The following is a 13240-nucleotide window of genomic DNA, read 5'->3' as shown; positions in this document are numbered from 1 at the left end:
ATGCCTAAGGTCAAGGTAGACGGGGTCGAAGTCGAGGTGCCCGCCGGCGCCACCGTGCTTCAGGCATGCGAGGCGGCGGGGAGGGAGATCCCGCGCTTCTGCTATCATGAGCGGCTGTCGATCGCCGGCAATTGCCGCATGTGCCTTGTCGAGGTGAAGCCGGGGCCGCCGAAGCCTCAGGCGTCCTGCGCGCTGCCCGCCGCCGAGAATCAGGAGATCTTCACCACCACCGAGATGGTGAAAAAGGCGCGGGAAGGGGTGATGGAGTTCCTCCTCATCAACCACCCGCTGGATTGCCCGATCTGCGATCAGGGCGGCGAATGCGACCTGCAGGACCAGTCCGTCGCCTATGGCCGCGGCCATTCGCGCTATGACGAGAACAAGCGCGCGGTCACCGAGAAATACATGGGGCCGATCGTCAAGACGCAGATGACGCGCTGCATCCAGTGCACGCGCTGCGTCCGCTTTGCCGAGGAAGTGGCGGGCGTCGAGGAGATCGGCGCGTTGTTCCGTGGCGAGAACATGCAGATCACGACTTATTTGGAGAAGGCGGTGACGTCCGAACTCTCCGGCAATGTGGTCGATCTCTGCCCGGTGGGTGCGCTCACCTCCAAGCCCTACGCCTTCGAGGCGCGGCCATGGGAGCTGAAGAAGACCTTCGCCATCGATGTGATGGACGCGGTCGGCACCAACATCCGCCTCGACAGCCGGGGCCCTCAGGTGCTCCGCGCGCTTCCTCGCGTGAACGAGCTGGTCAACGAGGAATGGGCGTCGGACAAGACCCGCCATGCCGTCGATGGGCTGGTGCGCCGCCGTCTGGACAAGCCCTATGTTCGTCGTAACGGCAAGCTGGAGGCGGTGAGCTGGGGCGAGGCGTTCGAGGCCATCCGGGCGGTGAACGCCGGACCGTCGGTGGCGGCGATCGCGGGCGATCTGGTCGATTGCGAGACGATGTATGCCGCCAAGGCGCTGCTGGCGAACCTCGGCTCGACGCTCCTGGAAGGGCGTCAGACCGGCATGGATTACGACGTCAGCAGCCTGGCGGCGGTGAACTTCAACACGACCATTGCCGGCATCGAGACCGCCGACGTCGTGCTGCTGGTGGGTGCCAACGTCCGCTGGGAAGCGCCGCTGGTCAACACGCGCATCCGCAAGGCGGTGAAGCGCGGCGCCAAGGTGTTCGCGGTCGGACCGGAGGTCGACCTGACCTATCCGGTCACTTGGCTCGGCAACGATCTCAGCCTCTTGTCGAACCTGCCTCAGGTGGTGACCGACGCGTTCGGTAAGGCCGTGCGTCCGGCGCTGATCCTGGGTGGCGGCGGCTTCAAGGCGGGTGCGCACGGTGCGACGCTCGGCCTCGCCGAGACGCTCGGCCTGATCAAGGACGGCTGGAACGGGTACAACGCGCTGCACTTCACCGCCGCACGAACCGGCGGGCTGATGCTCGGCTATGCGCAGGCGAAGGGGATGGCAGACATCGTCGCCGCGGCGCCGAAGCTCGTCTTCCTGCTCGGCGCGGACGAGGTCGCGGCGGACAAGCTGGCGGGTGCGACCAAGGTCTATGTCGGCCATCACGGCGATAAGGGTGCGGCGATGGCCGACATCATCCTCCCCGCTGCGGCCTATACCGAGAAGAGCGGCACCTATGTGAACCTGGAGGGCCGGGTGCAGCGCGGCGACCGCGCGGTGTTCCCGCCGGGCGACGCGCGCGAGGATTGGGCGATCTTCCGTGCCCTCTCGGACGTGCTGGGTGTTCGCTTGGGCTTCGACAGCCTCGACCAGCTCCGCGTCGCGATGGAAGCCGAAGTGCCCGCGCTCGGCCGCATCGGCGAACTCGCCGGCTTTGACTGGGCACCACCCGCGCTCGACACGGCCGCATCCGGCGAGATCACCTATCCGATCGCCGACTTCTACCTCACCAACCCGATCGCCCGCGCCAGCGAGACGATGCAGCGTTGCTCGGCCGAGCTGCTCCATGGAGAAGCGTTTCTGGAGGCGGCGGAGTGATCGACCACAGATCTGTCATGCCAGCGAAGGCTGGCATCGTTCGGGATATCAGCGCGCGCTTGCCGCGCGCGATCCCAGCCTTGGCTAGGATGACGAAGAAGGTGCGTGCATGACCGCGTTCTTCCAAGACTATCTCGGCTACGGTTTCGGCTGGTTCCTCGCCACGCTGATCCTGATCCTGCTGATCGCGCTGCCGCTGATGCTGGCGGTGGCGATGATCATCTATGTCGATCGCAAGGTCTGGGCGGCGATGGCGCTGCGCCGGGGTCCGAACGTGGTCGGTCCCTTCGGCCTGCTCCAGTCCTTCGCGGACGGCCTCAAGGTGTTCCTGCAGGAAACGATCATCCCGTCGGCCGCGAACCGGGGGCTCTTCATCATCGCCCCGATCATCACCTTCACGGTAGCGCTGATCACATGGGCGGTGATTCCGTTCGGCGCGGGCATGGCGCTGGCGAACATCAACGTCGGGCTCCTCTACATCCTCGCGGCCTCGTCGCTCGGCGTCTACGGCATCATCCTCGCCGGCTGGGCGTCGAACTCGAAATACCCGTTCTTCTCCGCAATCCGCGCCGCCGCGCAGATGGTGAGCTATGAGGTGTCGATCGGCTTCGTGCTGATCTCGGTCGTGCTCTGGGCCGGCACCTTCAACATGGGCGGCATCGTCCTCGCGCAGAAGGGACATATCCTCGGGATCATCAACGGCTTCGGCCTGAACCCGCTGCTGTTCCCGATGGCGGTGATGTTCCTGATCTCCTCGATGGCGGAAACGCAGCGCGCGCCCTTCGACCTGACCGAGGCGGAGAGCGAACTCGTCGCCGGCTACCAGACCGAATATTCCTCGATGAGCTTCGCGCTCTTCTGGCTCGGCGAATATGGCAACGTGCTCCTGATGTGCGCGCTCAACGCCACGCTCTTCTGGGGCGGCTGGCTGCCGCCGGTCGACTGGGCGCCGCTCTATGTCGTGCCGGGCATCATCTGGTTGTTCATCAAGATCTTCGCCTTCTTCTTCGTCTTCTCCTGGGTGAAGGCAACCGTGCCGAGGTATCGCTATGATCAGCTGATGCGGCTGGGGTGGAAGGTGTTCCTGCCATTCTCGCTGCTCTGGGTCTTCGTCGTCTCGGGCTATCTGATGCTCACCCGCTATGGAGGCCTCGCATGAGCCTCGCCTACTACATCAAGTCCTTCACCCTCTGGGAGTTCGTGAAGGCGCACGCGCTGACCTTGAGGTACTTCTTCAAGCCCAAGGCCACGATCAACTACCCTTACGAGAAGAACCCGATCTCGCCGCGCTTCCGTGGCGAGCATGCGCTCCGCCGTTATCCGAACGGCGAGGAGCGGTGCATCGCGTGCAAATTGTGCGAGGCGGTGTGCCCCGCGCAGGCGATCACTATCGAGGCCGAACCGCGCGACGACGGCAGCCGCCGCACCACGCGCTACGACATCGACATGACGAAGTGCATCTATTGCGGCTTCTGTCAGGAGGCGTGCCCGGTGGACGCGATCGTCGAGGGGCCCAATTTCGAGTTCTCGACCGAAACGCGCGAGGAGCTGATCTACGACAAGTCGAAGCTGCTCGCGAACGGCGACCGCTGGGAGCGCGCCATTGCCGCGAACCTTGCGACCGACGCACCCTACCGCTAATCCGCGCAGCACCTCGGGGACCGACAGAAAACCGTGATCCAGACGATCGCCTTCTACCTCTTCGCCATCGTGGTGATCGCGTCCGCGACCCTCACGATCACGGCGCGCAATCCGGTGCATTCGGTGCTCTGGCTGATCCTCGCCTTCTTCAATGCGGCGGGGCTGATGCTGCTTTGCGGGGCCGAGTTCATCGCGATGCTGCTCGTCATCGTCTATGTCGGCGCGGTCGCGGTGCTGTTCCTGTTCGTCGTCATGATGCTGGACGTCGACTTCGCGGAGCTGCGCGCCGGCTTCGCGCGCTACATGCCGCTCGGCATCCTGATCGCACTTGTTCTGGTGGCGGAGATCATCTTTGCGGTCGCCGCTTGGTCAGCGGGCAGCGTCGAGCTTGCGACCCGCGCGGGGCCGATGCCGGCGGCGGTGCCGAACATCCAGGCGTTGGGGGCTTTGCTCTACACCCGCTACCTCTTCATCTTCGAGGCGGCGGGCCTCGTCCTCCTCGTCGCCATGATCGGCGCGATCGTGCTGACGCACCGTGCGCGCGGGGGCACCCGCGGCCAGCGCATCGCCAAGCAGAACCAGCGTCGGCCTGAAGACGCCACGCGCAATATCGACCAGCCGGTCGGGCAGGGGGTCGAGCTGTGATCGGACTTCAGCACTACCTAACCGTCTCCGCGATCCTCTTCGTGCTCGGTGTGCTCGGCATCTTCCTCAACCGGAAGAACGTCATCATCATATTGATGGCGATCGAGCTGATCCTGTTGAGCGTAAACATCAACTTCGTCGCCTTCTCGGCCTATCTCCACGACCTCGTGGGCCAGGTGTTCGCGATGTTCGTGCTGACGGTCGCGGCGGGCGAGGCGGCGATCGGCCTTGCAATCCTTGTCATCTACTTTCGCGGTCGCGGCACCATCGCGGTCGACGACATCAACCGGATGAAGGGGTAATCATTCGGTGATCCAGCTTCTCGTCTTCCTGCCCCTCATCTCGTCGATCGTCGCGGGCTTCGGTCAGCGCTTCCTTGGCGCGACCGTGTCCAAGGCGATTACAACCGGTGGCCTGTTCGCCTCCTGCGCGCTCGCCTGGCCGATCTTCATCGGCTTCCTGACGGGCGACAGCACCGAATATGTCGCCCATGTGCTGACCTTCATCCAGTCGGGCGATTTCGTCGTCGACTGGTCGCTGCGCGTGGACACGCTGACGGCGGTGATGCTGGTGGTGGTGACGACCGTCTCGGCGCTCGTCCACCTCTACTCCTGGGGCTATATGGCCGAGGATCCGGATCAGCCGCGCTTCTTCGCCTATCTTTCGCTCTTCACCTTCATGATGCTCATGTTGGTGACGTCGGACAGCCTGATCCAGATGTTCTTCGGCTGGGAAGGCGTGGGCCTCGCGTCGTATCTGCTGATCGGTTTCTGGTACAAGAAGCCCTCAGCCAACGCGGCGGCGATCAAGGCCTTCGTGGTCAACCGGGTGGGCGATTTCGGCTTTTCGCTCGGCATCTTCGGCACCTTCCTGGTGTTCGGCACCGTGTCGATCCCTGCGATCCTCGCGGCAGCCCCGGGCATGACCGGTTCGACCATCGGCTTCCTCGGCGGCCGCGTGGATACGATGACGGTGCTCTGCCTGCTGCTGTTCGTCGGCGCGATGGGCAAGTCGGCGCAGCTCGGTCTCCACACCTGGTTGCCGGACGCGATGGAGGGTCCGACGCCCGTGTCCGCTCTGATCCACGCCGCGACGATGGTCACCGCCGGCGTGTTCATGGTCTGCCGCCTGTCGCCGATGTTCGAGATGAGCCCGACCGCGCTCACCGTCGTCACCTTCGTCGGTGCCGCCACCGCGCTGTTCGCCGCGACGGTCGGCACGGTGCAGACCGACATCAAGCGCGTGATCGCCTATTCGACCTGTTCACAGCTCGGCTACATGTTCTTCGCCGCCGGGGTCGGTGCCTATGGCGCGGCGATGTTCCACCTGTTCACCCACGCCTTCTTCAAGGCGCTGCTTTTCCTTGGAGCGGGCTCGGTCATCCACGCGATGCACCATGAACAGGATATGCGCTTCTACGGCGGCCTCAGGAAGCACATCCCGCTGACCTTCTGGGCGATGACGGCAGGCACGCTGGCGATCACCGGTGTCGGTCTGATCGAAATCCCTGGCGTGCTGCCCGCGTTCGGCTTCGCCGGCTTCCACTCGAAGGACGCGATCATCGAGGCGGCCTATGCGTCCGGCACGCAGGCGGGCGGCATCGCCTTTGCCGTCGGCATCTTCGCTGCCCTGCTGACCAGCTTCTATTCCTGGCGGCTCGTCTTCCTGACCTTCTTCGGGACCCCCCGCTGGGCAGGGTCGGAGCATATCCAGCACGCGGTCCACGACGCGCATGGTCATCATGGCCATGACGATCATCACGACGATCCCGCCGCGGAGGATGCCGGCCATTCGCCACACGCCCATGACGCGGGCGCGGATCAGGTGAAGCACGGCACCGCCGGCTATCACCCGCATGAAAGCCCGATCAACATGCTGATCCCGCTTGGCGTCCTGTCGCTCGGCGCGATCTTCGCGGGCTTCGTCTTCGCGCCGTATTTCGTCGGTGCAGAGACCGGTGCCGGCTTCTGGAAGGGCAGCCTGTTCTTCAACGAGGATCTGATGCACACGATGCACGGCGTTCCGTTGTGGGTGAAGCTTGCACCGGCGATCGTCATGCTGACCGGCCTGCTGATCGCCTGGCTCGCCTATATCCGCAGCCCTTCCTTCCCGGCGAAGTTCGTGGCGCAGTTCTCGGCGCTCTACGATTTCCTGCTGCACAAATGGTATTTCGACGAGTTGTACAACGTCGTCTTCGTGCGTCCCGCTTTCGCGATCGGCCGTTTCCTGTGGAAGCGCGGCGATCAGGGGACGATCGACCGCTTCGGCCCGAATGGTGCTGCGGCATTGGTCGTCGGTGGCCAGCGACTCACCGCCCGCCTGCAATCGGGCTATGTCTACACTTACGCGCTGGTGATGCTCCTCGGCCTCGCCGCCGCCACCACCTGGGCGGTGACCCGCTGACATGAACCAGCTTGGCTTTCCAATCCTGTCGATCATGCTGGCGGTGCCCGCCGCCGCCGCCTTCTGGTGCCTTGCCGCACCCGGAGAGGAAGAGGCGCGGGCAGGGCAGGCGCGCTGGGTCGCGCTCGGCGCGACGCTCGTTGATCTCGCGCTCGGCATCCTGCTCTGGGCGACCTACGACATCGGTGGCCCGCAATGGCAGTTCACCGAGAACCTGCCGCTCTTTGGCCGGTTCAGCTGGGCGCTCGGCATCGACGGCATCGCCCTGCTGCTGATCGTGCTGTCGACCTTCCTGATGCCGGTCTGCATCGGCGCCAGCTGGGTCGCGATTGAAAAGCGGGTGCCGGAATACATGGCGGCGTTCCTGCTGATGGAAACGCTGATGATCGGCGTGTTCGCAGCGCAGGACCTGTTCCTGTTCTACATCATGTTCGAGGCTGGCCTGATCCCGATGTACCTGATCATCGGCATCTGGGGCGGCGCGGATCGGATCTACGCCAGCTACAAGTTCTTCCTCTACACGCTGCTTGGATCGGTGCTGATGCTGATCGCGATGCTGTGGATGGCGCAGACTGCCGGCACCACATCGATCCCGGCGCTGATGGCCTATGACTTCCCGCCCCAGGCGCAAATCTGGCTGTTCCTCGCCTTCTTCGCGTCATTCGCGGTGAAGATGCCGATGTGGCCGGTTCACACTTGGCTGCCCGACGCGCACGTCCAGGCGCCGACCGCCGGCTCGGTTATCCTTGCGGGCGTGCTGCTAAAGATGGGTGGCTACGGCTTCATCCGCTTCTCGCTGCCGATGTTCCCGGTGGCGTCGGCCGAACTGTTCTGGCTGGTCATGGGACTGTCGATGGTGGCGGTGGTCTATGCCAGCCTCGTCGCCCTCGTGCAGAACGACATGAAGAAGCTGATCGCCTACTCATCGGTCGCGCATATGGCCTTCGTAACGATCGGCCTGTTCAGCTTCAATCGTCAGGGCCTCGAAGGCGCGATGATCGTGATGCTGAGCCACGGCCTCGTCTCGGGCGCGCTCTTCCTCTGCGTCGGCGTCCTCTACGATCGCCTGCACACGCGGGAGATCGACCGCTATGGCGGCCTCGCCACCAACATGCCGAAGTACGCGGTGCTGTTCCTGTTCTTCACCATGGCGTCTGTGGCACTCCCCGGCACCTCGGGCTTCGTCGGCGAGTTCCTCGCGCTGGTAGGGGCGTATCACGCCAACTCTTGGGTGGCGTTTGGCGCGACGACCGGCATCATCCTGGGCGCCGCCTATTCGCTCTACCTCTATCGCCGTATCGCCTACGGCCCGCTGACGAAGGACGACGTCGCCGCCATGCCGGACCTGTCCGCGCGTGAGATCGCGCTGCTCGTCCCGGTTGCCGCAGCGGCATTGTGGATGGGCATCTATCCGGAAAGCTTCTTCGCACCGATGCGCAGGGATATCGGCGTGCTGCTCGCCCGCGTGTCGCCGACCGCGCCGCCCAGCGATGCGCAACCCACCGCCGGCCGCGCGCCTGCACCCGCCGCGCATCATGGCGCAACGGCAACACCCGCCGCGCATGGGGAGGCGCACTGATGCTCGGTTCGCTCGCGATCAGCCTGTCTGAGCTGGTCCTGTCCCTCGGTGCGATCGCGCTGATGATGGTCGCGGCCTATGCCGGCGATCGCGCCACCCGCACGATCAGCATCCTGGCCGTCGCGCTCTTCGCCGCCGCGGCGATCATTGCGGTGCACGGCCATTGGGGCATCGCCTTTGGTGGCCTCTACGTCGCCGATGCGTTTTCGGCTTATGCCAAGGTCCTGATCTACGTCGCCGCCGCCATCGCCCTGATGCTCGCGCCCGGCTTCTTCGTGTCCACGGGCGGACTTCGCGCCGAATATCCGGTGCTGATCCTGCTCTCGTCGGTCGGCATGGGCATGATGGTCTCCGCGACCGACCTGCTGACGCTCTATGTCGGTCTCGAACTGCAGAGCCTCGCGGCCTATGTCCTCGCCAGCTTCATGCGGCGCGACACCCGCTCGGCGGAGGCCGGCCTGAAGTATTTCGTGCTGGGCGCGCTGGCGAGCGGAATGCTCCTCTACGGCATCTCGCTGCTCTACGGCTTCACCGGCACGACGAGCTTCACCGGTGTCGCCGCTGGCATGGCGGACGGCCTGTCCACCGGCGAGCTTTTCGGCCTCGTCTTCGTGCTCGCCGGCCTCGCCTTCAAGGCGTCGGCTGTGCCGTTCCACATGTGGACGCCGGATGTGTACGAGGGCGCGCCGACTCCCGTCACCGCCTTCTTCGCCTCCGCGCCGAAGGTCGCGGCTATGGCGCTTCTCGTCCGCGTCTCGATCGACGCGCTCGGGCCGGCGACGATGGCCTGGCGTCAGATCGTGATCTTCTCGGCGCTCGCCTCCACCATCCTCGGCGGCGTCGCGGCGATCGGGCAGACCAACGTCAAGCGCCTGCTCGCCTATTCCTCGATCAACAATGTCGGCTTCGCGCTGTTCGGGCTGGCCGCTGGCACGCCGGCCGGCGCCGCCTCGGTGCTGACCTACATGGCGGTCTACATCGTCATGACGCTCGGCACCTTCATCTGCGTGCTGCACATGCGCGGTGCGGATGGGCAACCGGTCGAGACGATCGCCAGCCTGTCGGGCCTGTCGCGCACGCGTCCGGGCCTTGCCGCAGCCCTTGCGGTGTTCATGTTCAGCCTCGCCGGCATCCCGCCGCTCTTCGGCTTCTGGCCGAAGTTCCTGGTGTTCGATGCGCTGGTGCAGGTGGGTCTCTGGCCGCTTGCCGCCGTCGGCATCGCCACCTCGGTGATCGGCGCCTATTATTACCTGAAGATCGTCAAGACGATGTACTTCGACGAGCCCGCGAACGTCATCGCCGCCAACGACAAGGTGGCGGAGGGCGTGCTGGTCACCTTCCTCGCGCTCGCCGTCTCGCCGCTCGGCTATCTCGCCATCCCCTTCCTCGATCAGGTGTCGGGCGTGGCGGCGGCCGCCCTGTTCTGATCGGATGACGATCCGCGCCGTCCCGGTCACGGGATCGACCAACGCCGACATGCTGGCATTGGCGGCGCGGGGGGAGCCGGAGGGGTCCTGGGTTCGGGCCGATATCCAGACCGGCGGTAAGGGGCGTTCGGGCCGACAATGGGTCAGCCCGGCCGGCAATCTCTACGCGAGCACGCTCGTCCGTCTCACCCCCGGTGACCCGACGCCCGCCACGCTGGCGCTGGTCGCGATCGTCGCGCTGGAGGAGGTCGCCGCCGCCTATCTCGGGGCGGGGCGGTTGGTCATCAAATGGCCGAACGACCTCCTCGGCGACGGCCTGAAGCTGTCGGGTATCCTCCTCGAACGGGCGAAGGATGCGGTGGTGATCGGCTTCGGCGTCAACCTGACCTATCGACCAAGCCTCGACGATCGAGAGGTCACCAGCCTCACCGCCCTCGGCGCCGCCCCGCCCGAGCCGGGCATCTTCCTCGCCGATCTCGCCGAGGCCTTTGCCCGCTGGCTGGCACGCTGGCGGGGGGAGGGGCTCGCGCCCGTCCGCGCCCGATGGCTGGAACGCGCCCATCCGGTCGGCAGCGCGCTCTCCGTCCGCCGCCCGGAAGGCACGCTGGAGGGTCTGTTCGACGGCCTCGATGAAGACGGCGCGCTGCGGCTGCGCTTGGCGGACGGCACCGTCCGTGTCATCCACGCCGCCGACGTTTTCATGATCTAGGATCCGCAATGCTGCTCGCCATCGACGCCGGCAACACCAATGTCGTCTTCGCGCTTGTCGAGGGCGGGTCCATCCGCGCTCGCTGGCGCATAGCGACCGATCCGCGCCGCACCGGCGACGAATACGCCGTCTGGCTGCACCAGCTCCTCCAGCTGGAAGGTTATGATCGTTCGGCGGTGGAGGCGGTGGTGATCGGCACGGTCGTCCCCCGCGCGCTCCACAACCTGCAGGTCCTCGCGACCAAATACTTCAACGTCACGCCTCTCGTCGCCGGGGCGGAGGGCTGGACGGTGACGCTGGACGTGGACGAGCCCGCCTCGGTCGGTGCCGACCGCGTGCTCAACGTCATCGCCGCGCATGAACGGCACAAGGGCGACCTCATCGTCATCGACTTCGGCACCGCCACCACCTTCGACGTCGTCGATTATTCAGGCGCGTACAAGGGCGGCATCATCGCCCCCGGCATCAACCTCTCGCTCGACGCGCTGGTCGTCGCCGCCGCCAAGCTCCCCCGCGTCGCCATTGAGGCGCCCGAGGGCCGCAGCGTCATCGGCCGCAATACCGAGGATCAGATGCACATCGGCATCTACTGGGGCTATGTCGCGATGATCGAGGGCCTGGTCGCCCGCATGAAGGCGGAGATCGGCCGCCCCGTGCAGGTCATCGCAACCGGCGGCCTCGCCACGCTTTTCGACAGGCACAGCACGGTATTCGACGTCATCGAGCCCGATCTGACCATTCAGGGCTTGTCCCTGCTCCACGATCGGACCACATCGCCGCGATGAAGCCTTCTAACGACGAACTCCTCTTCCTGGCCCTCGGCGGGTCGGGCGAAATCGGCATGAACGTCAACCTTTACGGCACCGCCGGCAAATGGGTGATGGTCGATCTCGGCCTGACCTTCGGAGACTCGGGCTATCCCGGCATCGACCTCGTCCTCCCCGACCTCGAATTCATCGAGAAGCGGCGCAAGGACTTGCTCGGCATCGTCCTCACACATGGGCATGAGGATCATATCGGCGCGATCCCCTATCTTGCCGCCGATCTCGACGTGCCGCTCTACGCGACACCGTTCACCGCCGGCCTGATCCGCGGCAAGCTGGATGAGGAGGGGATCGCCGACAAGGTGAAGCTCCACGTCATCCCCAATGAGGGGAGCTTCCAGCTCGGCCCCTTCGGCTTCCGCTATGTCCCGCTCGCCCATTCGATCCCGGAGGGGAACGCCCTCCTGATCGACACGCCGCATGGCAAGATCTTCCACACCGGCGACTGGAAGATCGACGAGCAGCCTTTGCTGGGCACGCCGTCCACCGCGGCGGAGCTGGAGGCGATCGGCGACGAGGGCATTCTCGCGCTCGTCTGCGATTCCACCAACGTCTTCAACGATGATGCCTCCGGGTCCGAGGCGATGGTGCGCGAAGGCCTCGACGGCGTGATCGGTGCCGCCACCGGCCGCGTCCTCGTCACCACCTTCGCCTCCAACGCTGCGCGTGTGCAGACCCTTGGAGAGGTGGCGCGCGACACCGGACGCCAGCTCTGCGTCGCCGGCCGTTCGCTCGATCGCATCATCCGCGTCGCCAAGGCGACCGGCTACCTGAAGGACTTCCCGCCGACCATCGACGTGGACACCGCCATGCGCCTGCCGCCGCGCGAGGTGATGATCATCGCGACGGGCGGGCAGGGAGAGAGCCGCGCCGCGCTCGCCCGCGTTGCCTTCGACAGCCACCCGATCAAGCTGTCGCGCGGCGACACCGTCGTCTTCTCGTCCAAGCAGATCCCCGGCAACGAACTCGCGATCGGCCGCATCCAGAACCAGCTGGCGGCAAAGGGCGTGCTGATGGTCACCGACCGTCAGGCGCATGTCCACGTCTCCGGCCATCCGGGCCGGCCGGAGCTGGAGCTGATGTACCGCTGGATTCGGCCGGAAATTGTCCTCCCCGTTCACGGCGAACTCCGCCACATGGCCGAACAGGCACGCTTCGCCCTTGAAAAGGGCGTGCCGCAGTCGATCGTCCAGATGAACGGCGATGTCCTCCGCCTTGCGCCCGGTGCGCCGAAGAAGATCGCCGACGAACGCACCGGTCGCCTCGTCCTCGACGGCGACATCATCCTCCCGGCCGACGGCGGCACGATGAACGAGCGGCGCAAGATCGCCCTGCACGGCGTGATCTCGGTGACTGTTGCACTCGACCGCAAACGCCGCCTCGTCATCGGCGATCCTGCCGTCGCTCTTCAGGGCGTGCCGGTCGAGGAGGACAAGGAGGACTTCATCGCCGACGCCGCGACCGCCGCCGCCAAGGCAGCGGGCAAGGGCGAGCGCGACGTCGAGAAACTGAAGGAGGGCATCCGGCTGGCGGTGCGCCGCGTCGCGACCGAGTGGACCGGCAAGAAACCGATCGTGCTGGTGTCGATCATCAATGTCTGATCGTTCCCCCCAACGTGCTCCTGCGAAGGCAGGAGCCTACACGCCCCGCGCGCCAGGGCTCCTGCCTTCGCAGGAGCACGGGGGCCGGAACGAGTGAAGTTCACCTCCGCCCTCGCCATCTACGCCTTGTTCTGGTCGATGAGCTTCTTCTTCGTCCTGCCGTTCCGCCTCCGCTCCAGCCCGGACGCGGAAGCCCATATCCCCGGCCAAGCCGAGAGCGCGCCGCCGCGCTTCAGCTTCAAACGCACCGCACTCTGGACGACCATCGTCTCGGCCGTCCTCTTCGCGCTCTACTACGCCAACTACGTCAACGGCTGGTTCGGCCCAGAGGTCGTGGACTTCTTCACCGATCGCCGGAAGGATTAGGCCAGCCGGCCGGAAATGGCTCGACGGCCCTACCACGC

General features: G+C 65.6%; 12 protein-coding genes. All 12 read left to right on the top strand.

All coding sequences use genetic code 11. The features are described 5' to 3' along the window. The 12 genes from nuoG (at nt 1) to ACM608_RS09885 (ending at nt 13202) form a co-directional block, all read left to right on the top strand. A complete protein-coding gene (nuoG, locus tag ACM608_RS09940; protein ID WP_419683071.1) occupies nt 1-2007 on the top strand; it encodes an NADH-quinone oxidoreductase subunit NuoG in 2007 nt (668 codons plus the stop codon). Between the two features lie 109 nt (nt 2008-2116). Next, on the top strand, nt 2117-3166 hold the full coding sequence (gene nuoH / locus ACM608_RS09935; RefSeq protein WP_419683070.1) for an NADH-quinone oxidoreductase subunit NuoH: 1050 nt from the start codon (nt 2117-2119) through the stop codon (nt 3164-3166). After that, on the top strand, nt 3163-3648 hold the full coding sequence (nuoI, locus tag ACM608_RS09930; protein ID WP_419683068.1) for an NADH-quinone oxidoreductase subunit NuoI: 486 nt from the start codon (nt 3163-3165) through the stop codon (nt 3646-3648). The genes nuoH and nuoI overlap by 4 nt, the downstream gene beginning before the upstream one ends. Nucleotides 3649-3681: 33 nt before the next feature. After that, the gene (locus tag ACM608_RS09925) at nt 3682-4293 is read left to right on the top strand and encodes an NADH-quinone oxidoreductase subunit J (protein ID WP_419683067.1); all 612 of its coding nucleotides are present in this window, start codon (nt 3682-3684) and stop codon (nt 4291-4293) included. Further along, the gene (gene nuoK / locus ACM608_RS09920) at nt 4290-4595 is read left to right on the top strand and encodes an NADH-quinone oxidoreductase subunit NuoK (RefSeq protein WP_419683066.1); all 306 of its coding nucleotides are present in this window, start codon (nt 4290-4292) and stop codon (nt 4593-4595) included. Before ACM608_RS09925 ends, nuoK begins: the two co-directional genes overlap by 4 nt. Before the next feature lie 7 nt (nt 4596-4602). Next, nucleotides 4603-6696: an NADH-quinone oxidoreductase subunit L gene (nuoL, locus tag ACM608_RS09915; RefSeq protein WP_419683065.1), complete on the top strand. Its 2094-nt coding sequence runs from the start codon at nt 4603-4605 to the stop codon at nt 6694-6696. A 1-nt stretch (nt 6697) separates the two neighbouring features. Further along, the gene (locus tag ACM608_RS09910) at nt 6698-8275 is read left to right on the top strand and encodes an NADH-quinone oxidoreductase subunit M (RefSeq protein ID WP_419683064.1); all 1578 of its coding nucleotides are present in this window, start codon (nt 6698-6700) and stop codon (nt 8273-8275) included. Next, nucleotides 8275-9702 (top strand): NADH-quinone oxidoreductase subunit NuoN, encoded by a 1428-nt coding sequence (gene nuoN / locus ACM608_RS09905; RefSeq protein ID WP_419683063.1) that lies wholly within the window; start codon nt 8275-8277, stop codon nt 9700-9702. The genes ACM608_RS09910 and nuoN overlap by 1 nt, the downstream gene beginning before the upstream one ends. 4 nt (nt 9703-9706) lie before the next feature. After that, complete coding sequence (locus ACM608_RS09900) at nt 9707-10411, top strand: biotin--[acetyl-CoA-carboxylase] ligase (RefSeq protein ID WP_419683062.1); 705 nt, start codon at nt 9707-9709, stop codon at nt 10409-10411. Between the two features lie 8 nt (nt 10412-10419). Next, the gene (locus ACM608_RS09895; protein ID WP_419683060.1) at nt 10420-11196 is read left to right on the top strand and encodes a type III pantothenate kinase; all 777 of its coding nucleotides are present in this window, start codon (nt 10420-10422) and stop codon (nt 11194-11196) included. Next, complete coding sequence (locus tag ACM608_RS09890; protein WP_419683058.1) at nt 11193-12836, top strand: ribonuclease J; 1644 nt, start codon at nt 11193-11195, stop codon at nt 12834-12836. Before ACM608_RS09895 ends, ACM608_RS09890 begins: the two co-directional genes overlap by 4 nt. Nucleotides 12837-12929: 93 nt before the next feature. Continuing rightward, the gene (locus tag ACM608_RS09885; RefSeq protein ID WP_419683057.1) at nt 12930-13202 is read left to right on the top strand and encodes a DUF1467 family protein; all 273 of its coding nucleotides are present in this window, start codon (nt 12930-12932) and stop codon (nt 13200-13202) included. The last annotated feature ends 38 nt before the right edge of the window (nt 13203-13240 follow it).

The sequence above is a fragment of the Sphingomonas sp. ID0503 genome (genome assembly GCF_048565625.1).
In the GTDB taxonomy this organism is placed as follows: domain Bacteria; phylum Pseudomonadota; class Alphaproteobacteria; order Sphingomonadales; family Sphingomonadaceae; genus JBLZUR01.
The sequence above is the reverse complement of the archived record's forward strand: the minus strand, read 5'-3'. Positions and strand labels throughout refer to the sequence as shown.

Bases quoted from the DNA above. Each gene is read 5' to 3' on its own strand.
- nuoG (WP_419683071.1), top strand. From the start codon at position 1: ATGCCTAAGGTCAAGGTAGACGGGGTCGAAGTCGAGGTGCCCGCCGGC.
- nuoH (WP_419683070.1), top strand. From the start codon at position 2,117: ATGACCGCGTTCTTCCAAGACTATCTCGGCTACGGTTTCGGCTGGTTC.
- nuoI (WP_419683068.1), top strand. From the start codon at position 3,163: ATGAGCCTCGCCTACTACATCAAGTCCTTCACCCTCTGGGAGTTCGTG.
- ACM608_RS09910 (WP_419683064.1), top strand. From the start codon at position 6,698: ATGAACCAGCTTGGCTTTCCAATCCTGTCGATCATGCTGGCGGTGCCC.
- nuoN (WP_419683063.1), top strand. From the start codon at position 8,275: ATGCTCGGTTCGCTCGCGATCAGCCTGTCTGAGCTGGTCCTGTCCCTC.
- ACM608_RS09900 (WP_419683062.1), top strand. From the start codon at position 9,707: ATGACGATCCGCGCCGTCCCGGTCACGGGATCGACCAACGCCGACATG.
- ACM608_RS09895 (WP_419683060.1), top strand. From the start codon at position 10,420: ATGCTGCTCGCCATCGACGCCGGCAACACCAATGTCGTCTTCGCGCTT.
- ACM608_RS09890 (WP_419683058.1), top strand. From the start codon at position 11,193: ATGAAGCCTTCTAACGACGAACTCCTCTTCCTGGCCCTCGGCGGGTCG.